23 protein-coding genes and 1 tRNA gene are annotated in these 26,266 nt (G+C 66.5%); 15 read left to right on the top strand and 9 right to left on the bottom strand.

Annotated elements, in window-relative coordinates; translation table 11 throughout:
* The first annotated feature begins 57 nt into the window (after nt 1-57).
* From HWX87_RS27705 to HWX87_RS27690, 4 genes are all read left to right on the top strand, one after another.
* Nucleotides 58-1,374 (top strand): MFS transporter, encoded by a 1,317-nt coding sequence (locus HWX87_RS27705; RefSeq protein ID WP_176050262.1) that lies wholly within the window; start codon nt 58-60, stop codon nt 1,372-1,374.
* 39 nt (nt 1,375-1,413) lie between these two features.
* On the top strand, nt 1,414-2,886 hold the full coding sequence (locus HWX87_RS27700) for an amidase (RefSeq protein ID WP_176050261.1): 1,473 nt from the start codon (nt 1,414-1,416) through the stop codon (nt 2,884-2,886).
* A 116-nt stretch (nt 2,887-3,002) separates the two neighbouring features.
* The gene (locus HWX87_RS27695; protein WP_176050260.1) at nt 3,003-4,205 is read left to right on the top strand and encodes a porin; all 1,203 of its coding nucleotides are present in this window, start codon (nt 3,003-3,005) and stop codon (nt 4,203-4,205) included.
* Between the two features lie 146 nt (nt 4,206-4,351).
* Nucleotides 4,352-4,636, top strand: coding sequence for a PAAR domain-containing protein (locus HWX87_RS27690; protein WP_176050259.1), 285 nt, complete (start codon nt 4,352-4,354; stop codon nt 4,634-4,636).
* A gap of 48 nt (nt 4,637-4,684) precedes the next feature.
* Here the strand turns inward: HWX87_RS27690 and HWX87_RS27685 are convergent, their stop codons facing one another.
* The gene (locus HWX87_RS27685) at nt 4,685-4,996 is read right to left on the bottom strand and encodes a cupin (protein WP_176050258.1); all 312 of its coding nucleotides are present in this window, start codon (nt 4,994-4,996) and stop codon (nt 4,685-4,687) included.
* Between the two features lie 59 nt (nt 4,997-5,055).
* On the bottom strand, nt 5,056-5,739 hold the full coding sequence (locus HWX87_RS27680; protein WP_176050257.1) for a DJ-1/PfpI family protein: 684 nt from the start codon (nt 5,737-5,739) through the stop codon (nt 5,056-5,058).
* A 116-nt stretch (nt 5,740-5,855) separates the two neighbouring features.
* Here HWX87_RS27680 and HWX87_RS27675 point away from each other — a divergent pair, with 116 nt between their 5' ends.
* Both HWX87_RS27675 and HWX87_RS27670 read left to right on the top strand, forming a co-directional pair.
* Nucleotides 5,856-6,827, top strand: coding sequence for a GlxA family transcriptional regulator (locus tag HWX87_RS27675; RefSeq protein ID WP_176050256.1), 972 nt, complete (start codon nt 5,856-5,858; stop codon nt 6,825-6,827).
* A 175-nt stretch (nt 6,828-7,002) separates the two neighbouring features.
* On the top strand, nt 7,003-7,977 hold the full coding sequence (locus HWX87_RS27670) for a LysR family transcriptional regulator (protein ID WP_176050255.1): 975 nt from the start codon (nt 7,003-7,005) through the stop codon (nt 7,975-7,977).
* Between the two features lie 85 nt (nt 7,978-8,062).
* On the opposite strand, the gene HWX87_RS27665 is transcribed toward HWX87_RS27670, so the two are convergent.
* The 6 genes from HWX87_RS27665 to HWX87_RS27640 form a co-directional block, all read right to left on the bottom strand.
* Nucleotides 8,063-10,255 (bottom strand): hypothetical protein, encoded by a 2,193-nt coding sequence (locus HWX87_RS27665; protein WP_176050254.1) that lies wholly within the window; start codon nt 10,253-10,255, stop codon nt 8,063-8,065.
* 120 nt (nt 10,256-10,375) lie between these two features.
* The gene (locus tag HWX87_RS27660; RefSeq protein WP_176050253.1) at nt 10,376-10,669 is read right to left on the bottom strand and encodes a DUF6538 domain-containing protein; all 294 of its coding nucleotides are present in this window, start codon (nt 10,667-10,669) and stop codon (nt 10,376-10,378) included.
* A 62-nt stretch (nt 10,670-10,731) separates the two neighbouring features.
* Nucleotides 10,732-10,808 (bottom strand) — tRNA-Met (locus HWX87_RS27655).
* A 156-nt stretch (nt 10,809-10,964) separates the two neighbouring features.
* Nucleotides 10,965-12,623, bottom strand: a complete 1,659-nt coding sequence (locus tag HWX87_RS27650) for an MFS transporter (protein ID WP_176050252.1) — start codon at nt 12,621-12,623, stop codon at nt 10,965-10,967.
* Nucleotides 12,624-12,849: 226 nt separating this feature from the next.
* Nucleotides 12,850-14,397 (bottom strand): sensor histidine kinase, encoded by a 1,548-nt coding sequence (locus HWX87_RS27645; RefSeq protein ID WP_176050251.1) that lies wholly within the window; start codon nt 14,395-14,397, stop codon nt 12,850-12,852.
* A 19-nt stretch (nt 14,398-14,416) separates the two neighbouring features.
* Nucleotides 14,417-15,145 (bottom strand): response regulator transcription factor, encoded by a 729-nt coding sequence (locus tag HWX87_RS27640; RefSeq protein WP_176050250.1) that lies wholly within the window; start codon nt 15,143-15,145, stop codon nt 14,417-14,419.
* A 185-nt stretch (nt 15,146-15,330) separates the two neighbouring features.
* On the opposite strand from HWX87_RS27640, the gene recA reads away from it, so the two are divergent.
* The 9 genes from recA (at nt 15,331) to HWX87_RS27595 (ending at nt 24,497) form a co-directional block, all read left to right on the top strand.
* Complete coding sequence (gene recA, locus HWX87_RS27635; RefSeq protein WP_175847586.1) at nt 15,331-16,401, top strand: recombinase RecA; 1,071 nt, start codon at nt 15,331-15,333, stop codon at nt 16,399-16,401.
* The gene (gene recX, locus HWX87_RS27630; RefSeq protein ID WP_176050249.1) at nt 16,401-17,267 is read left to right on the top strand and encodes a recombination regulator RecX; all 867 of its coding nucleotides are present in this window, start codon (nt 16,401-16,403) and stop codon (nt 17,265-17,267) included. Before recA ends, recX begins: the two co-directional genes overlap by 1 nt.
* 146 nt (nt 17,268-17,413) lie before the next feature.
* Nucleotides 17,414-18,022, top strand: coding sequence for a DUF2889 domain-containing protein (locus HWX87_RS27625; RefSeq protein WP_176050248.1), 609 nt, complete (start codon nt 17,414-17,416; stop codon nt 18,020-18,022).
* 68 nt (nt 18,023-18,090) lie between these two features.
* A complete protein-coding gene (gene sucC / locus HWX87_RS27620; protein WP_014896152.1) occupies nt 18,091-19,257 on the top strand; it encodes an ADP-forming succinate--CoA ligase subunit beta in 1,167 nt (388 codons plus the stop codon).
* 69 nt (nt 19,258-19,326) lie between these two features.
* Nucleotides 19,327-20,208, top strand: a complete 882-nt coding sequence (sucD, locus tag HWX87_RS27615) for a succinate--CoA ligase subunit alpha (protein WP_006477916.1) — start codon at nt 19,327-19,329, stop codon at nt 20,206-20,208.
* Between the two features lie 162 nt (nt 20,209-20,370).
* Complete coding sequence (locus HWX87_RS27610) at nt 20,371-21,075, top strand: TerC family protein (protein ID WP_176050356.1); 705 nt, start codon at nt 20,371-20,373, stop codon at nt 21,073-21,075.
* 95 nt (nt 21,076-21,170) lie between these two features.
* Nucleotides 21,171-21,767 (top strand): pilin, encoded by a 597-nt coding sequence (locus HWX87_RS27605; protein WP_176050247.1) that lies wholly within the window; start codon nt 21,171-21,173, stop codon nt 21,765-21,767.
* 153 nt (nt 21,768-21,920) lie between these two features.
* Nucleotides 21,921-23,699 carry a Wzy polymerase domain-containing protein gene (locus HWX87_RS27600; RefSeq protein WP_176050246.1) on the top strand — a complete coding sequence of 593 codons (1,779 nt, stop codon included), beginning with the start codon at nt 21,921-21,923 and terminating at the stop codon, nt 23,697-23,699.
* A 447-nt stretch (nt 23,700-24,146) separates the two neighbouring features.
* The gene (locus HWX87_RS27595) at nt 24,147-24,497 is read left to right on the top strand and encodes a TonB family protein (protein ID WP_176050245.1); all 351 of its coding nucleotides are present in this window, start codon (nt 24,147-24,149) and stop codon (nt 24,495-24,497) included.
* A gap of 532 nt (nt 24,498-25,029) precedes the next feature.
* On the opposite strand, the gene HWX87_RS27590 is transcribed toward HWX87_RS27595, so the two are convergent.
* The gene (locus tag HWX87_RS27590; RefSeq protein ID WP_244137776.1) at nt 25,030-26,265 is read right to left on the bottom strand and encodes a glycosyl hydrolase; all 1,236 of its coding nucleotides are present in this window, start codon (nt 26,263-26,265) and stop codon (nt 25,030-25,032) included.
* Nucleotide 26,266 lies beyond the last annotated feature (1 nt).

The following is a 26,266-nucleotide window of genomic DNA, read 5'->3' as shown; positions in this document are numbered from 1 at the left end:
AGGCCGTCGAACGGGCCGCGCACACGATACGCATAACCAGTACGGAGACACACCTTCATGAAGGCGCCCCGAGCGGACAGCATGTTCGGCGGGCATGTCGGCGACGTTGCCGCATCCCCGTCCAATCGTCAGCTGATTGTCGCGATCACGATCGGCAACGGCCTCGAATTCTTCGATCTCACCGTGTTCAGTTTCTTCGCGGTGCTGCTCGGCAAACTGTTCTTTCCCGCGGTCTCCGCGCAGCAGCAGTTGCTGATGTCGGTCGCGACCTTCGGCGTCGGCTTCATCGCGCGGCCGGTCGGCGGTGTCGTGATCGGGCTCGTCGCCGACCGGTTCGGCCGCGTGCCCGCGATGAACCTCACGCTCGTCACGATGGCGATCGGCACCGGGATGATCGGCGTGCTGCCGACCTATGCGCAGATCGGCATCGCGGCGCCCGTGCTGGTCGTCGTCGCGCGGCTGCTGCAGGGCTTTTCGGCCGGCGGCGAGGTCGGCGTATCGACGTCGCTGCTCGCCGAGCGCGCGCCGGCCGGCGAACGCGGCTACTACACGAGCTGGCAGTTCGCGAGCCAGGGCGCCGCGGCGCTGGCCGGTTCGTTCGTCGGCTTCCTGTTGTCGCATTTCCTCGATACCGCGTCGCTCGAATCGTGGGGCTGGCGCGTGCCGTTCCTGCTGGGCGTGCTGATCGCGCCGATCGGCCTCTATCTGCGCGCACGCTTCAGCGCGATCGAGCAGCACGCGCCGGCCGCGGCCGCGCGGCGTTCGTCGGCGGTGCTCGGCACCGTGCTGCGGCGCGACGGCGGCGCCGTGCTGACCGCGCTGGGCCTCGTGGTCGGCGGCACCGCCGCGCACTTCATCGTGCTGTATTACATGTCGACGTACGCGATCAAGGTGCTGCACCTGCCGATGGATGCCGCGCTGTGGTGCGGGATCCTGTCAGGCGCCGTGATGTTCGTCGCCGCGCCGATCGGCGGGCGGCTGTCGGATCGCACCGGCAGCAAGCGCGTCGCGCTGTGGTCGCGCATCGCGCTGACCGTGCTGATCCTGCCGGGCTTCTGGCTGATCCGCGCGGTGCCGTCGATCGCGACGATGTACGCGGTCGTGATGCTGCTCGCCGCGCTGCACTCGATCAACGCCGGCGCGAACGGCGTGATCCTCGCCGAGCTGTTCCCGAAGAGCACGCGCGCCACCGCGCTGTCGATCGCGTATGCGGGCGGCGTGTCGATCTTCGGCGGCTTCGCGCAGTTCATCGTCACGTGGATGATCGGCGCAACCGGCAATCCGGCGGCGCCCGCGTGGTACGTGATCGTCTGCGGCGTGCTGTCGCTCGTCGCGCTCGCGTTCGCAAAGGATCGCAGCGAACACGATGCGTGACGGCTGCCATCTCCTTCCTTCCTCTTCGCCCCGAACCGTATGACCGCCACCGTTTCGCTTTCGTCCCCGCCCGCCGACGTCGTGACCGGCGACCTGTGCGACTTGTCCGCCCGCACGATGCTCGACCTGCTGAAGGCACGGCAGATCAGCGCGTGCGACCTGCTCGATGCGCATCTCGCACGGATCGCGACGGTCAACCCGCGCGTGAATGCGCTCGTGACCGTTGTCGATCCCGACGTGCTGCGCGCCCGTGCGCGCGACATCGATACCCGCTGGATGCGCGGCGAATGGCAGGGGCCGCTGCACGGGCTGCCGGTGTCGCAGAAGGATCTCACCGCGACGCGCGGCGTGCGCACGACCTTCGGCTCGCCGTTGTTCGCCGATCACGTGCCGCTGCATGACGCGCTCGTCGTGCGCCGCTGCGCGAGCGCCGGCGCGCTGATGATCGGCAAGTCGAACACGCCCGAATTCGGCGCCGGGTCGCATACGTTCAACGACGTATTCGGCGCGACGCGCAACCCGTGGGACCTGACGCGTTCCGCGGGCGGCAGCAGCGGCGGCGCGGCGGCCGCGCTCGCGTGCGGGATGAATCCGCTCGCGTGCGGCAGCGACATGGGCGGGTCGCTGCGCAACCCGGCCGCGTGGAACAACGTCGTCGGATTGCGGCCGTCGCCGGGCCGCGTGCCGCGCGCGCCCGACCTGAACGGCTGGACGACGCTCGGTGTCGACGGGCCGATGGCGCGCGACGTGGCCGATACCGCGTTGCTGCTGTCGGCGATCGCCGGGCCGAGCGGCGAGACCGCGACCGAACTCGCGGAACCGGGCGCGCGCTTCGCGCAGCCGCTCGAGCGCGACTTCCGCGGCACGCGCATCGCGATGTCGCGCGGCCTGCCCGGCGTGCCGGTCGATCCGGAGATCGCGCGGGCGGTCGATGCGCAGGCGCGGGTGTTCGCGGCGCTCGGCTGCGAAGTCGAATTCGACGATCCCGATCTGTCGGATGCCGAGGACGTGTTCCGCATCGAGCGCGCGTGGATGATCGGCACGCTGGTCGACGGGTTCGACGATGCGCAGCGCGCGGCGCTGAAGCCCGAGATTCACGATGAATACCGGCTGCACCGGTCGCTGACGGCCGCCGATCTCGGCCGGATGTTCGTGCGCAAGACGCGGCTGTTCGAGCGGATGCGCGCGTTCATGCAGCGCTACGCGTTCTACGTGCTGCCGACGACGCAGGTGATGCCGTTCGACGTCGACCTGCGCGCGCCTGCGCATGTGCAGGGCGCCGCGAGCACGTCTTACATCGACTGGATGCGCGTGTGCTGGTACCTGTCGTCGACCGAGGCGCCGATCCTGTCGGTGCCGTGCGGCTTCGGCGCGACCGGTTTGCCGATCGGCATGCAGATCGTCGGCCGCTACCGCGACGACTGGGGCGTGCTGCAGTTCGGCCATGCGTACGAAGTCGCGGCCGGCCGCCGCCGGGCTCCGCCGGCGGTCGTCGCCGACGCGATGCGCTAGCCGTCTTCCCCGATTTAACCCTGACCGTTCCGGTTTGCTCCGGAGCAGGCTGCGCGCCTGCGGGGGACGCGCACGCCTGCGTTTTGCCATTCGACCCGCGCAATGGAGACCTTCCGATGAAAAAACGGCTGTTGGCAGGCGCGGGCATCGCGCTGATCGCGGGTGCGGCGCACGCACAGAGCAGCGTGACGCTGTACGGCATTATCGACGAAGGGCTGACCTACACGAGCAACCTTGCGGTCGCCGGCCCGAACGGCACCGTGAGCGGCAAGCCGGCGTGGCGAATGCTCGGCGGCGTGCAGCAGGCGAGCCGCTGGGGGCTGCGTGGCGTCGAGGATCTCGGCGGCGGGCTGGCGGCCGTCTTCACGCTCGAGAACGGCTTCGACCCGAGCACCGGCAAGCTCGGGCAGGGCGGGCTGATGTTCGGCAAGAAAGCGTTCGTCGGGCTGTCGGGGCCGTTCGGCACGGTCACGCTCGGGCGCCAGTACGACACCAACGTCGACTTCCTCGGGCCGCTCGAGGCCGCCGCGCTGTTCGGCGGCTACATGGTTGCGCACCCTGGCGATCTCGACAACGTGAACAACGCGAACTCGACCAACAACGCGATCAAGTTCACCAGCAACGACTACCGCGGATTCCGCTTCGCGGCCATGTACGGCGTGGGCGGCATCGCGGGCGCGGCGACGCGCAACCAGGTGTGGTCGATGACGGCCGGCTACACGCGCGGGCCGCTCGTGGTCGCGGCCGGCTACCTGAATGCGCGCAACCCGAACGTGTCGTTCTTCGGCACGACCGGCAGCCCCGCGCCGGTCGTCGCCGGCGTGCCGGGCAACAACATGCTGTCGCCCGTGTATTCCGGCTATGCGTCGGCGCGCTCGCTGCAGGTTGCGGCGGCGGGCGGCACCTACGCGATCGGCGCGGTGACGCTCGGCGCGATGTATACGAACACGTCGTTCCGCGGGCTCGGCGACCTGTCGTCCGGCCCGAACCCCGGCCGCGTGTCCGGCAACGCGGTGTTCAACAACGTCGAGGCCAGCGTGCGCTACCAGTTCACGCCCTACCTGTTCGGCGGCGTTGCGTACGACTACACGCGCGGCGGCGGCGTGAACGGCCGCGACGGCGCGACCTACCACCAGGTGGCGGCCGGGCTCGACTATTTCCTGTCGAAGCGCACCGACGTGTATGCGACCGCCGTCTTTCAGCGCGCATCGGGCACCGATTCGACGGGGCACGCGGCGGTTGCCGCGATCAACGGCCCCGGCGCGTCCGCGAACGACCGCCAGTTCGAGGCGCGGATCGGTATCCGGCACAAGTTCTGACGGGCGCGGCGGCGCTGGCCAATCGGCAAGCGGCGGCCGCGAGCGGTGATATGCTCGCGGAACGCCCGCGACCGACGGGCGGATTCCGACTGTCCGTGCGCGACCGTGTTGCCGCCGCGCGGCGTTTCCGAGGGAAGAACCGACACATGAGCCGCAAATTCATTCTGAAGGGCGACACGACCGACCACGGCGGCGTGGTGCTCGAAGGGATCGCCAATTCGTCGTTCGACGGACGCGAACTCGCCTATCTCGGCGCACCGGTGTTCTGCGCCACGTGCAAGACGACGGGCGTGATCGTGTCGGACGGCGGCGAGCGGACGATGACCGTGATGGGCAAGGTCGTCGCGCTCGAACACGACCTGTGCCAGTGCGTCTGCACGCCGCAGCCGAAACTGATTCCATCGCAGGCAACGGGGACGATCACGGGCTGAAGCCCGGCCACGCATCGTGCGCCGTCCGTGCAAGGCCGCTGCCTGCCATCAGGGGCTGCCTGCTGTTTCGATCACGAGGATGCGTGCTTCTCCGAGCGGATGCGCGACATGCTCGGTACCCACCGTCGCGTGGAAGACGTCGCCCGTGTTGAGCACGCTTGCGTACTCGACGCCGGCTTCGCGGTAGCGCATCTCGACACGGCCGTCGAGTACCGCGAACACTTCCTCGCCGTCGTTCACGTGCCATCGATAGGGCGTGTCGGTCCAGTGCAACCGGATCGTGATGCCGTGCAGGTCCGCAATGTCGAGTGCGCCCCACGCGCGGTCCGCCGTGAAGTCTGCACTCCGGATAATGTTCATCGATATGTTCTCCGGCGCGAATGCGCGTCGTCTTTCCGTCACTTCGTTCGTATCCGCGTTCAGCGCGACATTGCGCGCAGCGCCTGCTCGACGATCGCCTTGCGCTTCGTGAAGCCGGCTGCCGACCGTTCGGTGACGCGCTTCACGACCGCTGCCGGCGCGGTGTCGGGCGAGCCGGCGTCGAACGGTGGCGCGGGTGCGTATTCGAGTTGCAGCTGGATCGCTTGTGCTTCTTCGTCCCCCGCCAGTTCAGCGGCGATCGTCAGTGCGAAGTCGATGCCGGCCGTCACGCCGCCGCCCGTGATCAGGTTGCCGTCGCGCACGACGCGCTCGTGCACGGGCACCGCACCGAGCGGTTCGAGCAGCGCGTGGAACGCCCAGTGCGTCGTCGCGCGCCGCCCGCGCAGCAGGCCGGCCACGCCGAGCACCAGCGCACCCGTGCAGACCGACGTCACATATCGTGCGGTGGCCGCGCGTTGCTGCACGAACGCGATCGTTTCGGCGTCGAGCAGCAGGTCGTTGATCCCGATTCCGCCCGGAATGCAGATCACGTCGAGCGGCGGGCAATCGTCGAACGTGCAGGTTGGTGCGAGTGTCAGGCCGCTGCTCGACGCGACCGCGTCGCGCGACTTCCAGACCAGATGGACGGCTGCGTCGGGCAGCGACGCGAGTACGTCGTGCGGGCCGGTGAGATCGAGTTGCTGGACGCCCGGAAACACGAGAAGGCCGATATGCAGGGTCATGCGAGGACTCCGAGTGGAAGGGGAGCGCGCCGTTGCCGGCACGGATGGACAGATCGATTCTAGGCGCGTAGTGTTTGGCGAAATTGCCATATCCCCCACGTTTTCAGCCAATCGCCATGCCTGCCGCCCCGCGTTCGATCCTGGTCCTCGCGTTCCCGCGTGCGCAACTGCTCGACGTGTCGGGGCCGCTGCAGGTGTTCGCATCCGTCAACGAGCTCGCGCTGGAGCGCGGGCAGCCGGCGCCGTATGCACCGCGCGTCGTTGCGGTCGAAGCAGGGCCCGTCGAGACGTCGTCGGGCCTCGTCGTGATGGCCGAGTCGCTGCGCTCGGCCGCGCGTGATCCGGATACGCTGATCGTCGCCGGCGGCAAGGGCGTGCAAGCAGCATCGAAGGATGCACGGCTGGTGCGCTGGGTGCAGCAGCAGGCCGGGCGCGCGCGGCGCGTGGCGTCGGTGTGCACCGGCGCGTTCCTGCTTGCCGAGGCCGGCCTGCTCGACGGGCGGCGCGCGGTCACGCACTGGGCGCGCTGCGACGAATTCGCGGCGCGCTACCCGAACGTGAGGGTCGAGTCCGACCCGATCTTCATCCGCGAAGGCGCGCTGTGGACGTCGGCCGGCGTCACGGCCGGCATCGATCTCGCGCTCGCGCTGGTCGAAGAGGATCTCGGGCGCGCGACCGCGCTCGACGTCGCGCGCGAACTCGTCGTGTTCCTGAAGCGTCCGGGCGGACAGGCGCAGTTCAGCGCGATGCTGTCGATGCAGCGGACCGACGACCGGTTCGGCGAACTGCATGCGTGGATGGCCGAGCACCTGACGGCCGACCTGTCGGTGCCGGCGCTGGCCGAGCGCGTGCGCATGAGCGAGCGCAGCTTCGTGCGCCACTATCGTGCGGGAACGGGCCGCACGCCCGCGCGCGCGGTCGAGCAGATTCGCGTCGAGGCCGCGCAACGCCTGCTCGGCGAAACGGCGTGGCCCGTCAAGCGGATCGCCGCGCGCTGCGGCTTCGGTTCGGAGGAGACGCTGCGGCGCAGTTTCGTGCGTGTGCTCGGCGTGTCGCCGCAGGGTTATCGCGAGCGGTTCGTGCGGTGACGCGCGGGGCCGGATCGGGCCGGTGCGGTTGACGTCCGGAACTGATCGGGAAACAGTCGATTCCCAGTCCGAAACGCTGAAATTATTCAGGATCGGATAACAATAGGTGGGGGCTTGTGCCGCGCCCGTCACGCGCTCTATTCTGTTCCGTTGGCGATTCGAAGGGGGAAGCAGCATGGACCGAATCCAGGCAATGGAAGTTTTTACCCGAGTGGTCGACGCGAACAGCTTCACGCGCGCGGCCGATACGCTCGCGATGCCGCGCGCGTCGGTGACGACCATCATCCAGAATCTCGAGGCGCTGCTCGGCGTGCGCCTGATGCACCGGACGACACGCCGGCTGTCGCTGACGCCGGAAGGTGCCGCGTACTACGAGCATTGCACGAAGATCATCACGGAGATCGCGGAGGCCGACGCGAGTTTCCAGACCGGCAACCGCAAGCCGAGCGGCGTGCTGCGCGTCCATATGCCGAGCTCGCTCGGGCGGCGCATCGTGCTGCCGTCGCTGTCGATTTTCCGGCAGCGCTATCCGGACATCACGCTCGAGCTGGGGCTGTCCGACCGCCACGTGGATCCGGTCGAGGAGGGCATCGACTGCATGATTCGCGTCGGGCCGCTCGAGGATTCGTCGATGGTCGCGCGGCGCATCGGGATGCTCAAGCGCGTGACCTGCGCGTCGCCCGATTACCTCGCGCGTCACGGCGAGCCGCACGAGATTGCCGATCTTGCCGATCACCATGCGGTGAATTTCCGCGCGAGCCACGGTGCGCGCGCGATTCCGTGGGTGTTCATGATCGACGGCAAGCCGTTCGAGGTACGGATGAACGGCAGCGTCACGGTCAACGATTCGGATGCCTACGTGACATGCGGGCTCGAAGGGTTCGGGATGATCCAGCCGACGCTGTTCATGGTGCTGCCGAACCTGCTCGACGGCTCGCTGGTCGAGGTGCTGCCGGACTGCAATCCGAAACCGAAGCCGATTTCGATCGTTTATCCGCACAACCGTCATCTGTCGCAGAAGGTGCGTGTGTTCGCCGACTGGATTGCGGAGGTGTTCGAGTCGACGCCGTCGCTGGAGGGTGGGGAGAACTGGCGCGGGAAGGTGGGGGCGCAGGCGGCGAAGCTGCAGAGGGGGGCGGTGGCGGCGTGAAACGCCGGGGCGCAGCCGGGGCGGCCGTGTCGTTGGCCACCGCAGGCTTCGCGTCCCGGAGAAGCCGAGTGTCGATGCCGCGGATTCAATTGCGAGATTGATCCGGAGCAGCGCCTCGCGTCGCGCGATCGTGCAGCTCGACCGGCAATTTCCACAGCATCAGTTCGTGCGTGCCGATTGCCCACAGCGCCGAACCGCTCCACGAAAAGGCCAGCGCCTGGATCTCGCTGTTTTTGGGTAGCGACGATGCGTCGAGCTGCACGGGTGTGCGGCCCTGTGCGACGTCCCAGAGTGCCACGCGATGCTTCGAGCCGCCCGTGGTGTAGGTCGTACCCATCGCAAGAAAGCGTCCGTTTGCCGAACGGGCGGCGGCCGTGAAGTGGTCGGCAGTGCCCAGCAGTGCCGACAGCACGTGCCCGCTCTTGAGATCCACCACGTGCATGCCGACGAAGCGCGCCCGTTTCGCGCCCGAGGACTTCATGGGAGGCGGCATGCTGCCGTCGTCGTCGAGCAACAGCACGAAGCCTGTCGCGATCCATTGACCCTGCGGCGAGCCGAGCGGCTTGGGCACCCATTGCGCGATGCCGGCGGCGCTGACGGAATCCGGCGTACCGAAGCGCTGCGGTAAGGCGATCGTACGCAGCGTGCGGCCGGTGCGGGCGTCCAGTTCGGCGAGCCCTTGCGAATCCTCTGTCCAGTAGCTCCCGGACGGCCGCCAGCGTACCGGCCAGATCCGGGCATTGCTACCGTTGCTGATCTCGTCCATCAGCGACTGGCGTACCGACGACAGCGTGGTGACGAACGGCCATGGATCGTCGGTGCCCGACGGCGGTGACGCCGGGCGCTGCACGGTCAGGAACTCCGAGCCGACCGGATTCGTGTCCTTCTCGCCATGCCGGAGGTCATGCCAGAAATTGGCCGGCAGATCGTCGTCGAGAATCCAGTACATATCGCTCATCTGATGGTCTCGCCAATCGGTCTCGCTCGGCCAGACGACTTCATGACGATCGACCTTGCGGCTCGCGGTGTCATATCGGTACAGGCATGGCTTGCTCTTGGCGTCTGGCTGGCCGTCGAACCAGACGGCGCTGCCGTCGCCGTTGATCATCATCCGTCGCGGGCCCTCCTTGCCGTGCCAGACTTCGTCCGCCTGCAACCCGCCGTTGGCCGCGTGCAGCCGCCACACATACTCGTTCCAGCCGCGGTTGTCGGCCACCTGGGCGCTGAACAGCACGCTGCCATCCGGCAGGCCGAGGATGTCGTGCGGGTACAGCAACGTGCGTTGCGACGGGTCAGTCACGAACTTGTCCCAGCGGATGATCGAGGGCTTGATTACCGGGGCGCTCTGGTCCGGCACAACCAGCTTGATTGCGGGGGGCGGCATCGACGGTGGCGAGGGCAACTGCCATGCAGCGGGCGACGTGGCGATTTCCAGCTTGCCCGGCAGTGCGGACAACGCGTCGGTCAATGCGACGAACACGTCGCCAGGGACGACGGATATGCCCGTCCTGCTGGATTGGGTCCGGTTGCCGCTGAATATGTCCAGGTCCTGAAGCGTCAATGCTTTCCACAGGCTGTAGTCGGGGTTGGGCCGGGAGTCGATGCGACCGAACTGAACGACCGTCGCCGGATGCCCGAAGATGGCGCTTGCGTCCTGGATCCTGACGAACAGGGCGCTCCGGTACTGACCGGTGATGCCGTCACTGTGGTCCTGCCGGGCCTCCCAGAATGCGTAGGTGGGCTGCAGCGCAGGCAGGCCGGAGCCCTGGAACAGCCGGTCGACGCGCGCCCGAGCCTGATCCATGCGCCAGTCCAGTTCCTGCCGGGTGATCGCGCCTTGTTGCAGCGCCTGCTGTAGTTTCGGCAGGGTCGCACGGTCGGCGATTGCTGCGCGCAGGTCTGGCCGGCGCGACAACAGCACATTGCTCCAGGGGGCCGGCATATCATGCAGCTGCCAGCTATTGGCACTGGCGTTTACCGGGCTCGTCCGTTGCAGCACGCGCTGCACCAGCGGCTGCACCTGATCATAGGAGGCGGAGACCAGCAGGAACACGGCTCCTGCATAAGCTTGCCGGTTCTTGCCGTTGTCCCAGATCAGGACCTGTTCGCCTCGACGGGCGGCAACTTCGTAATCGTCGTCGTGCCCGGTGTCGTGCAGTTGCTCGAATCTCCAATGCAGGCCGTCGACGGTAGTGTCTGGCAGAGGGTCGGCCTGGCAGGCGAGCGGGATTGCGATGCCGATCAGAATCGACAGGAAGCATGCGAGGCGTTTTTTCATTGACGTTATGCCCGTATGCAGCGGAAATTTGGACGTACCGATTCTAAGCGCGGCGTCGTGCTCGTGCGGCAGTGTGCGGGGTGCCATTGCGCGGGGTATCAACTTTTGCGCCGTTCGGTATCACCGCATACAGGCATCGATGATGCCTTCCTGAAGATGGATGCGATATTTGTTCAGGTCGCCGGGCGTGAGAACGGAATCGGTGATCTTCGGCTTGCTCACCCAACTGGCGTCGATCCGCATGTTGAAGTGAGGCGCCGGCAATCTTTCTTGCTGGAAATCCTTCGTGTCGAGGGACTGTCTGAACTCTTCTTGTTTGAGCGCAGCGTGAAGGGATTTGGGGATGACGACTCGGAGATGCCAGGTACCGTGGCGGTCGCGTCGCAGGTGGTGAATTTCGATTATCCGTGCCACTTGCCGTGGCACCAGACAAATGAAAAAGCCGCTGTTTCTTTCGAAACAGCGGCTCTCGCATTTGGTGGCGAATCAGGGATTCGAACCCCGGACCTGCGGATTATGATTCCGTCGCTCTAACCGACTGAGCTAATTCGCCGAAGAATTGAATTATGTAGATCTACCGTCGGGCTGTCAACAGCTTTTTCCATCTTCCGTGAAAAAAGTTGCCGGCGGCCCATGACGGCCCGGTCGCGGGGGCGAGTTGCTGGCCGCCGGAACACCCGTCCGGCAACCTGCACCCGCCCGCATGACATCAATCCTGCGCGTAGATGTTCGAGTCCTTCGTCTCCTTGACGAACAGCAGACCGATCACGAACGTGGCCAGCGCGATCACGATCGGATACCAGAGCCCCGAGTAGATGTCGCCCCTCGCCGCGACGATCGCGAACGCCGTCGCCGGCAGGAAGCCGCCGAACCAGCCGTTGCCGATGTGATAGGGCAGCGACATCGAGGTGTAGCGGATCCGCGTCGGGAACATCTCGACCAGCATCGCGGCGATCGGGCCGTAGACCATCGTCACGTAGATCACGAGGATCGTCAGGATCACGATCGTCATCGGCCAGTTGAGCTGCGCCGGGTCGGCCTTCGCCGGGTAGCCGGCCCCCTTCAGCGTCGACGCGAGCGTCTTGTCGAACGCCGCGCCCTGAGCCTTCGCGTCGGTCGCCTTGCCGTCGTAGGTCTGGATCACCGTGTCGCCGACCTTGATCTCGGCCTGCGTGCCGGCCGGCGCCGCGACGTTCTCGTAGTTCAGGCCGGCCTTCGAGAGCGCGCTCTTCGCGATGTCGCACGAGCTGGTGAACTTCGACGTGCCCACCGGGTTGAACTGGAACGAGCAGGTGGCCGGGTCGGCGACGACCGTGATCGGTGCCTTCTGCGTCGCGAGCTCGAGCTGCGGGTTCGCGTAGTGCGTGAGCGCCTTGAACAGCGGGAAGTACGTCAGCGCCGCGATCAGGCAGCCCGCGAGGATGATCGGCTTGCGGCCGATCTTGTCCGAGAGCGAACCGAAGAACAGGAAGAACGGCGTGCCGATCAGCAGCGCGATCGCGATCAGGATGTTCGCGCTGGCGCCGTCGACCTTCAGCGTCTGCGTGAGGAAGAACAGCGCGTAGAACTGGCCCGTGTACCACACGACGGCCTGACCGGCCGTCAGGCCGACGAGCGCGAGGATCACGATCTTCAGGTTCTTCCACTGGCCGAACGCTTCGGTCAGCGGCGCCTTCGACGTCTTGCCTTCCGCCTTGATGCGCAGGAACACCGGCGATTCGTTCAGCTGCATCCGGATCCACACCGACACCGCGAGCAGCAGGATCGACGCGACGAACGGCACGCGCCAGCCCCAGCTGCCGAACGCTTCCTCGCCGATGAACGTGCGTACGCCGAGGATCACGAGCAGCGACAGGAACAGGCCGAGCGTGGCGGTGGTCTGGATCCACGCGGTGTAGAAGCCGCGACGGTTGGCCGGCGCATGCTCGGCGACGTAGGTCGCCGCGCCGCCGTACTCGCCGCCGAGCGCGAGGCCCTGCAACAGCCGCATCGCGATGAAGATCACGGGCGCGGCGATGCCGATCGACGCGTAGCCGGGCAGGAAGCCGACCACGAACGTCGAGACGCCCATGATCACGATCGTCACGAGGAACGTGTGCTTGCGACCGACCATGTCGCCGAGGCGACCGAACACGATCGCGCCGAACGGCCGCACCGCGAAGCCGGCCGCGAAGCCGAGCAGTGTGAAGATGAAGGCGGCGGTCGGATTGACGCCGGAGAAGAAGCTCTTGCTGATGTAGGCCGCGAGCGAGCCGGCCAGGTAAAAGTCGTACCACTCGAACACGGTGCCGAGCGACGACGCGAAGATCACCTTTTTCTCTTCGCCCGTCATCGGCGAGTGCGAAATTTGCCCGCCTAACGTTGCCATGAGTCGTCTCCAAGTCCCTTGATATAGGTGTGCGGCCGCCTTGGGTGGGCGGGCCTGTCGACGATTATTGGTACGGAAACTTACGGCGGACTGACTCGCGCGTGCAAAACGACTGCGCGTTAACCCGCGCCGAATCGGCCGCTTTATGTGTCGATTGTGGTGAGAACGTCCGGTAAATCACCGGTTTCGGCGCAGTTGGGCCGCATGGCGGCGGCGCGCGTCAGGGTTAATCCGGGGCCGTGCCGGTCAGCGGCAGGCTGACGCGCACGAGCGTGCCGGCGAGACGCGGCGCCTGCTGGTAGACGTGATCGTCAAGCGTCAGCGTACCGCCGTGCTGTGTCGCGATCTCGCGCACGATCGCGAGCCCGAGGCCGCTGCCGTCGCCTTCGCGGCCGAGGATCCGGTAGAAGCGCTCGACGACGCGCTCGCGTTCGGCGGCCGGGATGCCGGGGCCCGTGTCCTCGACTTCGAGATGCACGAACCGCGCGGCCGGGTCCGCATGCACGCGCACGGTGATGCGGCCGCCTTCGGGCGTGTAGCGGATCGCGTTGTCGATCAGGTTGCCGAGCATCTCGCGCAGCATCACCGGATTGCCGTCGACGTCGAGCGGCGCATCGTCCGGCGGCCCTTCGTAGCCGAGATCCATCCGTTTCGCGAGCGCGGCCTGCACCCAGTCGCGCACCGCGCGCCGCGCGAGCGCGGCGATCTCGACCGGCTCGAAGGTGAGCCCGCTCGCGCGGTTTTCGGCGCGCGCGAGCGCCAGCAATTGCGTGACGAGCCGCGCGGCCTGCTCGGAACTCGTCGCGATCTGTTCGAGCGAGCGCTGCACGTCGGGCGGGACCGGGTGGCGCAGCGCGAACTCGGCCTGCGTGCGCAGTCCCGCGAGCGGCGTCTTCATCTGGTGCGCGGCGTCGGCGATGAAGCGCTTCTGCAGCGCCATGTTCTGTTCGAGACGCGCGAGCAGGTCGTTGAACGACGTGACGAGCGGTTCGATCTCGGGCGGCGCGCGCTGCGCCTCGACGGGCGACAGGTCGTCGGGCCGCCGCGCGCGGATGTGCGCCTGCAGCGCGTTGAGCGGCGCGAGCCCGCGCGACAGCCCGAACCAGACGAGCAGGATCGCGAGCGGCAGGATCACGAACTGCGGCAGGATCACGCCCTTGATGATGTCGTTCGCGAGCGCGTTGCGCTTGTCGAGCGTCTCGCCGACCTGCACGAGCACGGGCTGCGTGCCGCTCGATTGCGGCAGCGCGACCGTCGTATACGCGACGCGCACGTCGTTGCCGCGCAGCAGGTCGTCGCGAAACACGACGACGCCCGGCGGCGGGCGGTCCTCGTCGCGCGGCAGCGGCATGTCGGCTTCCCCGGCGACCAGTTCGCCGCGCGTGCCGAGTACCTGGAAGTAAACACTGTCGACGTTGTCCGCGCGCAGGAAGTCGCGCGTCTGTTCCGGCAGCGTCAGCTCGGCCACGCCGTTCACCGGATGAATCTGCCGGGCGAGCACGTACGCGTTGGTTTCGAGCGCGCGGTCGAACGGGCTGTTCGCGATCGTCTTCGCGACGAGGTAGGTGACGGCGATGCTCATCGGCCACAGCAGCAGCAGCGGCGCGAGCATCCAGTCGAGGATTTCGCCGAACAGCGAGCGCGGGCGCGGTGTCTCGGGCGACTCGGTTTCGTCGGGCGGCGCGAACGGGTTCTCGTAGCGCGCGTCGCGCGCATCGTCGGCGGCCGACGACGGCGCGCCGGTCGGGTGGCGGGAATGGGCCGGCGTGGCCATCGCGGCGACGCCCCCCGTGTCAGCGCAGCGGCGTGCCGGCCACCGCGGGCTGGGGCGCCGTCGTGTCGGCCGGCGCGGCGGGCGCGACCTTCTCGAGGCAATAGCCGAGGCCGCGCACGGTCGAGATCCGCACGCCGCTCGGTTCGATCTTCTTGCGCAGCCGGTGCACGTAGACCTCGATCGCGTTGTTGCTGACTTCCTCGCCCCATTCGCACAGGTGATCGACGAGCTGTTCCTTCGACACGAGCCGGCCGATCCGCTGCAGCAGCACCTCGAGCAGGCCGAGTTCGCGCGCGGAGAGATCGAGCACGTGATCGTTCGCATACGCGATGCGGCCGACCTGATCGAACGCGAGCGAGCCGTGGCGCACGACGGTCGGGCCGCCGCCCGCGCCGCGCCGGGTCAGCGCGCGCACGCGCGCCTCGAGCTCGTTGAGCGCGAACGGCTTGGCCATGTAGTCGTCGGCGCCGAGGTCGAGCCCCTTCACGCGTTCGTCGACGCTGTCGGCGGCGGTCAGGATCAGCACGGGGAGGTTGGAATTGCGCGCGCGCAGGCGCTTGAGCACCTCGAGCCCGGACATTTTCGGCAGCCCGAGATCGAGGATCAGCAGGTCGAAAGTCTGCATCGACAGCGCGGTGTCGGCATCGACGCCGCTCTTCACGTGATCGACCGCATAGCCCGATTGGCGGAGTGACCGGGTGAGGCCGTCCGCGAGTATGCTGTCATCTTCGGCGATGAGGATTCGCATGTTGCTGACCGATTGCCGGCGGGGCGTTCGCGCCGACGCGGCTGTCTCCGGAGTTATTCGTGTACAACGCCCTGCATTGCGGGCTTGCATAAACTACTGTTTTTTTATACAGTGTCTGCATTCGGCGGCGCTTGAAAGCGGGCGCGCCTTTCACAGACGCTGCTCATCATAGCAAAGGACGATTCATGGAAGATAGCAAGAAGGGCTCCGGGATGACCGCCGAGAAGAGCAAGGCGTTGGCGGCCGCACTCGCGCAGATCGAGAAGCAGTTCGGCAAAGGGTCGATCATGCGCATGGGCGACGGCGATGCGACCGAGAATATCCAGGTCGTCTCCACGGGCTCGCTGGGTCTTGATATCGCACTGGGCGTCGGCGGCCTGCCGCGTGGCCGGGTCGTCGAGATCTACGGTCCGGAATCGTCGGGTAAAACCACGCTCACGCTGCAGGTCATCGCCGAACTGCAGAAGCTGGGCGGCACCGCAGCGTTCATCGACGCCGAGCACGCGCTCGACGTTCAATATGCAGCGAAGCTCGGCGTGAACGTGCCGGAGCTGCTGATCTCGCAGCCGGACACCGGCGAGCAGGCACTCGAAATCACCGACGCGCTCGTGCGCTCGGGCTCGATCGACATGATCGTCATCGACTCGGTCGCGGCGCTCGTGCCGAAGGCCGAAATCGAAGGCGAGATGGGTGATTCGCTGCCGGGTCTGCAGGCCCGCCTGATGTCGCAGGCGCTGCGCAAGCTGACCGGCACGATCAAGCGCACGAACTGCCTCGTGATCTTCATCAACCAGATCCGGATGAAGATCGGCGTGATGTTCGGCAACCCGGAAACCACGACGGGCGGCAACGCGCTGAAGTTCTATTCGTCGGTGCGTCTCGATATCCGCCGGATCGGCTCGATCAAGAAGAACGACGAGGTGATCGGCAACGAAACCCGCGTGAAGGTCGTCAAGAACAAGGTGTCGCCGCCGTTCCGCGAAGCGATCTTCGACATCCTGTATGGCGAAGGCATTTCGCGCCAGGGCGAGATCATCGATCTCGGCGTGCAGGCGAAGATCGTCGACAAGGCTGGTGCCTGGTACAGCTACAACGGCGAGAAGATCGGCCAGGGCAAGGACAACGCGCGTGAATTCCTGCGCGAGAATCCGGAAATCGCGCGTGAGATCGAGAACCGCATCCGCGAATCGCTCGGTGTCGTCAGCATGCCCGATGGCGTCGCCAACGAAGCCGAGGCGATGGACGAAGAAGAGTGATGGTTGTGCGCCGAGGTCAGGCTGGCAAGCCGGAGGAGAGCGACGCGCCCGAAGCGGCGGGTCGTTCCGGCCGGCGAGCAGGATCCTCAGGCGCCGACCGGCGGGTCGCAGGCAGCCATGCCGCGACCCGCACCGCGACGAGGGCATCCGACGATGCCCTCGTTTCGTTTGAGATTGCCGCGCCGGACGATCCGTTCGACGACGAATCGTTCGACGCACACGACCGGTCACGCCGTCGTGTGTCCGGTGTCAGCTTCCCCGGTGATCGCGCAGCCGATTCCTCGGCGCCGGCACGGGAAGACGTCTATACCCGCAGCAGTCAGCATCCGCGCCGCACGCGCCGTGCGTCCGGCGCGTCTTCCGGTACTTCATCCAGCGACACGCCGGGCGCCGCCGAACGCAAGTCGTCGAAACCGCCACGTTCATTGAAGGGCCGCGCGCTCGGTTATCTGTCCAGGCGTGAATACAGTCGCGCGGAACTCGCGCGCAAGCTCGCGCCTTACGTCGGCGAAGACGAATCCATCGAGCCGGTGCTCGATGCGCTGGAAAAGGAAGGCTGGCTGTCCGACGCGCGCTTCGCCGAGAGCCTCGTGCATCGCCGCGCATCGCGTGTCGGCGTCGCGCGCATCGTCAGCGAGCTGAAGCGTCATGCAGTTGGCGACACGCTCGTCGAGGAAGTGAACGCGCAGCTGCGCGAGACCGAATGGGTCCGTGCGCAGGCCGTCTGGCGCAAGAAATTCGGTGCACTGCCGCAAACGCCGGCCGAGCGTGCGAAGCAGGCGCGCTTTCTTGCGGCACGCGGCTTCTCGAGCGCGACCATCGTGAAGTTGCTGAAGGTCGGCGACGATTTCCTGATCGACGACTGACCGGTCCGGTCGCGCGCGTGGCGCGCGATTTTGCTGCAATGCAACCACCTCCGGACAGGCGGGAATACCCGCCGTCGCGTCAAACTGTCTCAAATACCCAATATGCTAAAATCCATGGGTTTTCCTCTTCGGCCTCAACCTCCAGCATGCCGCTATCCGAGCCCGTGCCCCGTCAGTTGCGACATCGACGCGCAATCCGAGCGGAAGCTTACGAGCGCGGCGACGGCTTGTGGGACATCGAAGCCTGCCTGACCGACCACAAGCCGCGCGATGTCGCGCTTGCGTCGGGCATCCGGCCCCAAGGCCTGCCGATCCACGAACTCTGGCTGCGCGTGACTATCGATCGTGAACTCAATGTCGTCGACGCCGAAGCGTCTTCGGAATGGGTGCCCTATCCCGGTCACTGTCAATCCGCCCCTCCTGCCTACCGGGCCCTCATCGGGCTCAATCTCTTCCGCAATTTCCGCCGCAACGCGAACCGGCTGCTCGCCGGCGTCGCAGGCTGCTCCCATCTCACCGAACTGTGCGCCGTGCTGCCGACGGCAGCGATCCAGGCGTTCGCCGGTGATGTATGGAACGTGCGCGAGGAGGGCGGCGAAGGGCCGGATCATGACGGCGCACACGCCGAACCGCCTTTTCAGCTCGGCCGCTGCCGGGCGCTGCGGTTCGACGGCGAGGTCGTGCGGCAGTACTACCCGCGGTGGTATGGCCCGCTTCGGCCGGATCTGCCCGGTGATGGCAGCACGAAGGAATGAACGGAAATCATTCGAAGAAGCGTCTAAAGCGACTTTTCATCCAACTCTCAGACTGAAGGGAATCACGCATGAAGATTCACGAGTACCAGGGTAAGGAAATCCTGCGGAAATTCGGAGTCGCGGTACCGCGCGGCAAGCCGGCGTTCTCGGTTGACGAGGCCGTCAAGGTGGCGGAAGAGCTCGGCGGCCCGGTATGGGTCGTGAAGGCTCAGATTCACGCGGGTGGCCGTGGCAAGGGCGGCGGCGTGAAGGTGGCGAAGTCGATCGAGCAGGTCCGCGAATACGCGAACCAGATCCTCGGCATGCAGCTCGTCACGCACCAGACCGGTCCGGAAGGCCAGAAGGTCAACCGTCTGATGGTCGAAGAAGGCGCCGACATCAAGCAGGAACTGTATGTCAGCCTCGTCGTCGATCGCGTGACGCAAAAGATCGTTCTGATGGGTTCGAGCGAAGGCGGCATGGACATCGAAGAAGTCGCCGAAAAGCACCCGGAGCTGATCCACAAGGTCATCGTCGAACCGTCGACGGGCCTGCTCGACGCGCAAGCTGACGACCTCGCCGCGAAGATCGGCGTGCCGGCTGCTTCGATCCCGCAAGCACGCGCGATCCTGCAAGGCCTGTACAAGGCATTCTGGGAAACCGACGCATCGCTGGCTGAAATCAACCCGCTGAACGTCGCCGGCGACGGCAAGGTCATCGCACTCGACGCGAAGTTCAACTTCGACTCGAACGCGCTGTTCCGCCACCCGGAAATCGTCGCGTACCGCGACCTGGACGAAGAAGATCCGGCTGAAATCGAAGCGTCGAAGTTCGACCTCGCGTACATCTCGCTCGACGGCAACATCGGCTGTCTCGTGAACGGCGCAGGCCTCGCGATGGCAACGATGGACACGATCAAGCTGTTCGGCGGCGAGCCGGCGAACTTCCTGGACGTCGGCGGTGGCGCTACGACCGAGAAGGTCACGGAAGCGTTCAAGCTGATGCTGAAGAACCCGGATCTGAAGGCGATCCTCGTGAACATCTTCGGCGGCATCATGCGCTGCGACGTGATCGCGGAAGGCGTGATCGCCGGTTCGAAGGCCGTGAACCTGAACGTGCCGCTCGTCGTGCGCATGAAGGGCACGAACGAGGACCTCGGCAAGAAGATGCTGGCCGATTCGGGCCTGCCGATCATCTCGGCGGACAGCATGGAAGAAGCTGCGCAGAAGGTCGTCGCGGCTGCCGCAGGCAAGTAAGCGCGCGCTAATGAACACGCATGGCGGCGCGGTTTGCACGCGACGCCAATCGAACAGAGGTCAAAATACATGTCGATTCTGATCAACAAGGACACGAAGGTCATCACGCAGGGCATTACCGGCAAAACCGGTCAGTTCCATACGCGCGCCTGCCGTGAGTACGCAAACGGCCGCGAAGCATTCGTCGCGGGCGTGAACCCGAAGAAGGCCGGCGAAGATTTCGAAGGCATTCCGATCTACGCAAGCGTCAAGGAAGCGAAGGCGGAAACCGGCGCAACCGTGTCGGTCATCTACGTTCCGCCGGCAGGCGCAGCTGCTGCGATCTGGGAAGCGGTCGAAGCCGATCTGGATCTCGCGATCTGCATCACGGAAGGCATCCCCGTCCGTGACATGATCGAAGTGAAGGACCGCATGCGTCGCGAAGGCCGCAAGACGCTGCTGCTCGGGCCGAACTGCCCGGGCACGATCACGCCGGACGAACTGAAGATCGGCATCATGCCGGGTCACATCCACCGCAAGGGCCGCATCGGCGTCGTGTCGCGTTCGGGCACGCTGACGTATGAAGCCGTTGCGCAGCTGACGGCACTCGGCCTCGGCCAGTCGTCGGCGGTCGGTATCGGCGGCGACCCGATCAACGGTCTGAAGCACATCGACGTGATGAAGATGTTCAACGACGATCCGGACACGGATGCGGTCGTGATGATCGGCGAAATCGGTGGTCCGGACGAAGCCAACGCGGCAGAGTGGATCAAGGACAACATGAAGAAGCCGGTCGTCGGCTTCATCGCTGGCGTCACGGCGCCTCCGGGCAAGCGCATGGGCCACGCCGGCGCGCTGATCTCGGGCGGTGCGGATACGGCCGAAGCGAAGCTGGAAATCATGGAAGCGTGCGGCATCACGGTCACGCGCAACCCGTCGGAAATGGGCCGTCTGCTGAAGAAGGCGCTGTAATATTTCCCCCTGGGTTCGTCCTGCAAAAAACGCCGGCTTTGCCGGCGTTTTTTGTTATGCTCGCGCAATGAATTCGTAAGCACCCACCGGACATGCGTCGTGCATGTGCCGGCGATGAACCCGGCCGCCTGCCAGGCCGCCACTGTCCTGCACATCTCCCCCATGCTCGAATTCCTGACGTCGCTGCACTGGGGCGCCGTTCTCCAGATCATCATCATCGACATCCTGCTCGGCGGCGACAACGCGGTCGTGATCGCGCTCGCCTGCCGCAACCTGCCGGCGAACCAGCGGCTGCGCGGGGTCGTCTGGGGCACCGCGGGGGCGATCCTGCTGCGTGTCGCGCTGATCACGTTCGCGGTCGCGCTGCTCGACGTGCCGTTCCTCAAGCTGGGCGGCGGGCTGCTGCTGCTGTGGATCGGCATCAAGCTGATGGCGCCGGCCGCCGACGCGCACGACGACATCAAGCCGGCCAGCCGGCTGTGGGACGCCGTCAAGACGATCGTGATCGCCGATGCGGTGATGAGCCTCGACAACGTGATCGCGATCGCCGGTGCGGCCGAGCAGGCCGACCCGTCGCACCGGATCGCGCTCGTGATCTTCGGGCTCGTCGTCAGCGTGCCGATCATCGTGTGGGGCAGCACGCTGGTGCTGAAGCTGCTCGACCGTTTCCCGATCGTCGTGGCGCTCGGCGCCGGGCTGCTCGGCTGGATCGCGGGCGGGTTGATCGTCAACGACCCGGTCGGCGACCGCTGGGCGGTGCTCGATACGCCGCCGGTGCTCTACGGTGCGAGCATCGCGGGCGCGCTGTTCGTCGTGGCGATCGGCTACGCGCTCAGGAAACGCCACGGCGCGCCGCACGCGCACTGACTGGCCGTCCGGCTGACTGCCGGCTTCGCGGCCCGCTGGCTACGATCGAAACGCCTGCCTTGATCGGCAGGCGTTTCTCGTTTCCGGAGCCTGCCATGTTCGAAGCCTTTTCCGTTTCCCTGTTCCGTCGCGTTGCCGCCGATCTGCGGCGCGCGAATCGGCCCGTGCCGCGCTGGCGGCCGGCCGGCTTCACGCTGATCGAATTGATGATCGTGCTGGCGATCGTCGGCGTCGTCGCCGCCTATGCGATTCCCGCGTACCAGGATTACCTCGCGCGTTCGCGCGTCGGCGAGGGGCTCGCGCTTGCGGCGTCCGCGCGGCTTGCGGTCGCCGACAACGCGGCGAGCGGCGCGAGCCTCGACGGCGGCTACAGCCCGCCGGCGGGGACCCGCAACGTCGAATCGGTGGCGATCGACGGCGACACCGGTCAGATCACCGTCGCATTCACCACCCGCGTGGCCGCGGCCGGCACGAATACGCTGGTGCTCGTGCCGTCCGCGCCCGACAAGGCCGATGCGCCCACCGCGCGTGTGGCCCTTAAAAAGGGTGCGATCCAGGCCGGTGCGATTGCGTGGGAGTGCTTCGCGGCCGGCAAGGACGCGTCGTCGCTGCCCGCGCCGGGGGCCGGGCCGTTGCCGGGCGATGCCGCGACGCTGCCCGCGAAATTTGCGCCTGCGGAGTGCCGCGCATAGCGCCGGAGGGGGCGGGCGGCGGCGCGTGCGGGGTGCGGGCCGCCGCTTCGGCCGGCCGGGGGCGTTGTTTCGCGCCCGGTCGCGGCGCGACGGCCCCGCACAGAGCGGGGAAAGTTTTGTATAGTGCGCCGGTTGCTGACATCCGGTTCGCTCATGCCTTCTACTTTTTCCCGTTCGTTGTCGCTCGTTGCGCTGGCTGTCGCCCTGATCGTGCCGTACGCGATCACGAATCACACGTATCCGATCCCGACCTTCTATTCCGAGTTTTCCGCGCTGGTGCTGTATCTGCTGGTGGGGCTGTCCGTCGTGCTGCTCACGCGCACCGACCGCCCGGCCGAGCCGTTTGCCGCGCCGGCCGCGTTCGTCGTGCCGCTCGGGTTTGCCGTGGTGCTGATCGCGCAGACCGCGCTGATCCCGCTCAAGGTGCCGTCGATGAACTGGCTGGCGGTCGGCTACCTCGCCGCCGCGCTGGTCGCGATGCAGGCCGGCTACGCGCTTGCGCGCGACGGGTTGGCCGAAGCCGTGTCGCGGATGATGGCCGGCGCGTTGATCGTCGGCGGCGTGTTCGCGGTCGGCACCCAGATCGTGCAGCTGTTCCACCTCGAGTCGGCCGTTTCGCCGTTCGTCGTGATGTACAACGTCGCGGTCGACCGCCGTCCGTACGGCAACATGGCGCAGGCGAACCATCTGGCCAGCTACATCGCGTTCGCGCTCGCGGGTGCACTGTATCTCGTGCAGACGCGCCGGCTCGCGGTGTGGGCGTGGTTCGCGCTGTCGCTCGTGCTGTCGGTCGGTCTCGCGCTGACGGTGTCGCGCGGGCCGTGGCTGCAGGTCGCGGTGATGGTGGTCGCGGGCTTCTGGATGGCGTGGCTCGAATCGCGCCGCGCGCCGGGCAATGCGCGTGCGTGGCTGATACCGGTCGTGCTCGCGGTCGCGTTCATCGCGGTGAACGTCGCGGTGCGCTGGGCCAACGTGCACTATCACCTGAATCTCGCGGAATCGGCGGCCGACCGGATGCGCGACGCGGGGCAGATCGCGCCGCGCCTTGCGCTGTGGAAGTACGGTCTCGCGATGTTCCGCGAACATCCGCTGCTCGGCGTCGGCTGGGGCGAATTCCCGTCGCACCAGTTTGCGCTCGTGCGCACGCTCGGCGGCGTCGAGATCGCGAACAACTCGCACGACATCTTCATCGACCTGCTCGCGAAGTCCGGCCTCGTCGGCCTCGGCCTGCTCGTCGTCACGCTGGTGACGTGGTTCGTGCGTGCGGTGCGCGCGCCGCAGTTGAGCATGCGCGTGTTCGGTTTTGCGCTGATCGGCATCCTGCTGATGCATGCGCTGGTCGAGTATCCGCAGCAGTACATGTTCTTCCTGCTGCCGGCGATGTTCGTGATCGGGCTGCTCGAAGTGAAGCCTTTGCGCATCCTGCCGGGGCGCGCCGCATTCGGGCTGTTCGCGGTGCTGTCGTTCGGTGGCGTGCTGGCGGCGGTGCCCGTGCTGCGCGACTACCAGCGCGCGGAAGTGCTCTATTACGGCAGCGATCCGGCTGCGCAATACCGCAATGCGCCGTCGCTGCTGTTCGGCGCATGGGGTGAATACGGTGCGGCCACGCTGCTGCCGATTTCGGCGGACGATTTGCCGGCCAAGCTCGCGGCGCATGAGCGCGCAATCGCGCTGCTGCCCGGCGAGACGGTGTTGCGCCGCTACGCGGCGCTGCAGGCGCTGGCGGGCCGTGAAGCCGACGCGCTCGACACCGTCGCGCGCCTGCATGTGTTCGCGAAGGAACTGAAGGACTGGCCGCAGCAACTGGCGCTGCTGTACAAGCTGTGTGACCAGCAGCCGGCGCTGAAGGCGTTCAGGGCGGCCGTCGTCGCGAAGTACGGGGAAGTGCCGGCCGATACGGCCGACGACGAGGACGATGATGATTCGGATTGATGTGCGCGGCACCCGCCGGAACGGGGTATTCCGGCGTTCGTCGCCTTGCGATGCAGCGCAGGCGGGCGTCGGGCAGGGCGGTCCGGCGCGAACCGTGAGAAGCCTGCGGTGTATCGATTACGTCACGGATCGTGCGGATTCCGGTCGAATGCGCGGCGATTCGCGTCAACCATTGTCAAATCGCCGCCGCTGACCGGGCGCCGCGTGCACAATGCGCGAAAGCGCTCGCGTGCCCGCCGGCGCGGGAACTGGCGTGATTGCGGCAGCATCCCGGCCATCCGGGAAGTCCGCCAGGCAGGATCGCGGCCGAGCATCACCGGCCGTGCGGCCGTAACGGGGCGCCGGTCCGTTGGCCGCGGCGCAGTGAGACGCACGCGATGCGGACCGGAGAATATGTCCGGGGCGCGGCGCGTTTGTCCGGAACAGTACCAAGAACGATATTCGACCATGGCTATTCGCTCGACCTACCTGATCCTGCCCGCCGTCGCGATGCTGTTTTCCGGCTGCGCGATGCTGTCGTCGTCGCAGGAAAGCAAGCTGACCTGCCACATTCCGCGCGCCGTCTATCCGGACACCGCCAAACCGCTCACCCGCCCGGTGACCGTGCTCGTGCGTGCGTTGATGACGACGTCCGGCGAAGCGCAGAACGTCACCGTGACGACGAGCAGCCGCAACGCGGCGGCCGATCGCGCGGCCGTCGACGCGATGACGCACGCAAGCTGCGTGCAGACGGGCGCGACCGCGAATCCGTTCCTGCTGACCCAACCGTTCGTGTTCGAGCCGTCACGCGGCCAGTGACACGCGTGGCGGTGCGCGCATAGACGGCCGCACCGGTCATGCGCGGCCGTCGCAATGCGACACGCGCGGTAATCGTGCCGAGTGCGCCCGAGGTTCGCGGTCGCGGTATCCAGGGTGAGCCGGTTCGGCCGAATCGCACAGACTGTCCGACGACGCTTCCGGCACGCGCTCATCACGTCGTTGCCCTTGATGCGGAAGTTGCCGCCTCCATAGGGCGTATCGTTCCGCATGAAATTTGTCGAGATCGTTTCCTGATCGGCAGTGGGGAGGATATGACTGCATGTCGCCACCACCAGGACGGCGAGGCTCACGACAAACCCTATCCGGCGGGCGCATTTTTGCATGTCGCCGGGCACGCGATTGCCCCGATCAATGACCGGCTCGGGAGGGCTGGTATCCGATGGCGCAGGGAAGCGCAACGTCACGATCGCGCGGCTGGGCCCCGCATTGCCCGATCAGGTCGGATCGGCCGCCGGCCGCGGCGCCGACGCCCGAGTCGCGACGGGGCCCCGCGGCAATCGCATCGGAACACTCAGAACTGCCGCTTCTTGAGCGTGTAGGCGACCAGCGAATACAGCGTGTTCGTCTGGGTGTTGAAATATCCGCCCTGGGTCGGCTTCTCCTTGCTCGAGTTCCAGGTCTTTCCCGCATCGTTGCTGACGAACGTGAGATCGAGCGGTGTGCCGTTGCGGCTGGAGTCGGTTGCGTAGACGAGCAGCAATCCGTCCCGTCCGACGCTCAGACTGTCGAGCGTCAGCGTGTCGTCGAACGAACGCAACTGCTGAACCTGCTCGGGTGCGGTGTTCGTCCAGGTAGAAATGGCGCCGACGCGCTGTCCCTTGTCGGCGGGATTGTCGACATTGCGCGGTTCGCCGAGGCGTGACAGTGCGTAAATCGCGTAGCGATTCGACGCGACCGGCGACGAAGACAGGTTGACGATTTCCTGTTCAGGCAAAACGGCATCCAGGGCGAACGCGGGTTGCGCCCAACCGAGCCGATAGACGACGCTTCCGGCGGAAGCGTGCTCGGATTTCTCGACGTGGTACGCCACGCGCAAGGTACCGTCCGGGCCGAGGTCGATGCCGTCAAAGGTGCGGCGAGGTTTGCCGGACTCCGCGGCACCCGGCGGCAGTTCGATTTCCCGCCACGATTGACCTCCGTCGGACGTGCGCCACACGTGTGGGCCCCAGCCGACTGCATAGCCGCGCTGCGGATCGAGAAACAGCAGGCGACCGATGTTCCGGTCTTCTGGCCACGCGAGCTGCACCCAGTCGCGTCCCCCGTTGGACGACTTCCAGAGCTTGGTCACTTGCGGCGTCAGACCGTCGGCAGGCTGAGGCGACTTGTAGTCCATCCAGCCGGTGCTGATGAATTCGACTGCCCAATCCCTGGCGTGCCACCAGGCGGCGTTCTGGCCTACCTGGTTGAAATGGCGCGTCATGTCACCGTTCACCGGGCCGCGCCAGAATTCGACCGACGTCCGGTTCAGCGTTTCACGGCTGTCGTTCATCCAGGCTTCGGCCGGCTCGGCCCTTTCCTTGTCCTTCCATTCGGCGTACGGCTTGAAGGTGATTTCAGGATCGCTGATCTTCAGCGTGATCGCCTCGTTTCCCGATATCACGAAGTCGCCCGCGCCGTAGGGCTTGCTGTTCTTCATGAAAGTGTTGGAAACGACCTGCCAGTCATTCGACATATATGAGTACCCGACAATCAAAACAATGAGCACGGCTGCCGCACCCAGCGACAGCTTCAGGAATTTTCTCGTCATT

It is taken from the genome of Burkholderia sp. BCC1644, assembly GCF_902833225.1.
GTDB lineage: Bacteria > Pseudomonadota > Gammaproteobacteria > Burkholderiales > Burkholderiaceae > Burkholderia.
This window is presented reverse-complemented; position numbering and strand designations above follow the sequence as displayed.

Bases quoted from the DNA above. Each gene is read 5' to 3' on its own strand.
- HWX87_RS27670 (WP_176050255.1), top strand. From the start codon at position 7,003: ATGGACCGAATCCAGGCAATGGAAGTTTTTACCCGAGTGGTCGACGCG.
- sucC (WP_014896152.1), top strand. From the start codon at position 18,091: ATGAAGATTCACGAGTACCAGGGTAAGGAAATCCTGCGGAAATTCGGA.
- HWX87_RS27625 (WP_176050248.1), top strand. From the start codon at position 17,414: ATGCCGCTATCCGAGCCCGTGCCCCGTCAGTTGCGACATCGACGCGCA.
- recX (WP_176050249.1), top strand. From the start codon at position 16,401: ATGGTTGTGCGCCGAGGTCAGGCTGGCAAGCCGGAGGAGAGCGACGCG.
- HWX87_RS27600 (WP_176050246.1), top strand. From the start codon at position 21,921: ATGCCTTCTACTTTTTCCCGTTCGTTGTCGCTCGTTGCGCTGGCTGTC.
- recA (WP_175847586.1), top strand. From the start codon at position 15,331: ATGGAAGATAGCAAGAAGGGCTCCGGGATGACCGCCGAGAAGAGCAAG.
- HWX87_RS27605 (WP_176050247.1), top strand. From the start codon at position 21,171: ATGTTCGAAGCCTTTTCCGTTTCCCTGTTCCGTCGCGTTGCCGCCGAT.
- sucD (WP_006477916.1), top strand. From the start codon at position 19,327: ATGTCGATTCTGATCAACAAGGACACGAAGGTCATCACGCAGGGCATT.
- HWX87_RS27645 (WP_176050251.1), bottom strand. From the start codon at position 14,397: ATGGCCACGCCGGCCCATTCCCGCCACCCGACCGGCGCGCCGTCGTCG.
- HWX87_RS27700 (WP_176050261.1), top strand. From the start codon at position 1,414: ATGACCGCCACCGTTTCGCTTTCGTCCCCGCCCGCCGACGTCGTGACC.
- HWX87_RS27640 (WP_176050250.1), bottom strand. From the start codon at position 15,145: ATGCGAATCCTCATCGCCGAAGATGACAGCATACTCGCGGACGGCCTC.
- HWX87_RS27650 (WP_176050252.1), bottom strand. From the start codon at position 12,623: ATGGCAACGTTAGGCGGGCAAATTTCGCACTCGCCGATGACGGGCGAA.
- HWX87_RS27680 (WP_176050257.1), bottom strand. From the start codon at position 5,739: ATGACCCTGCATATCGGCCTTCTCGTGTTTCCGGGCGTCCAGCAACTC.
- HWX87_RS27665 (WP_176050254.1), bottom strand. From the start codon at position 10,255: ATGAAAAAACGCCTCGCATGCTTCCTGTCGATTCTGATCGGCATCGCA.
- HWX87_RS27595 (WP_176050245.1), top strand. From the start codon at position 24,147: ATGGCTATTCGCTCGACCTACCTGATCCTGCCCGCCGTCGCGATGCTG.
- HWX87_RS27590 (WP_244137776.1), bottom strand. From the start codon at position 26,265: ATGACGAGAAAATTCCTGAAGCTGTCGCTGGGTGCGGCAGCCGTGCTC.
- HWX87_RS27610 (WP_176050356.1), top strand. From the start codon at position 20,371: ATGCTCGAATTCCTGACGTCGCTGCACTGGGGCGCCGTTCTCCAGATC.
- HWX87_RS27695 (WP_176050260.1), top strand. From the start codon at position 3,003: ATGAAAAAACGGCTGTTGGCAGGCGCGGGCATCGCGCTGATCGCGGGT.
- HWX87_RS27690 (WP_176050259.1), top strand. From the start codon at position 4,352: ATGAGCCGCAAATTCATTCTGAAGGGCGACACGACCGACCACGGCGGC.
- HWX87_RS27705 (WP_176050262.1), top strand. From the start codon at position 58: ATGAAGGCGCCCCGAGCGGACAGCATGTTCGGCGGGCATGTCGGCGAC.
- HWX87_RS27675 (WP_176050256.1), top strand. From the start codon at position 5,856: ATGCCTGCCGCCCCGCGTTCGATCCTGGTCCTCGCGTTCCCGCGTGCG.
- HWX87_RS27685 (WP_176050258.1), bottom strand. From the start codon at position 4,996: ATGAACATTATCCGGAGTGCAGACTTCACGGCGGACCGCGCGTGGGGC.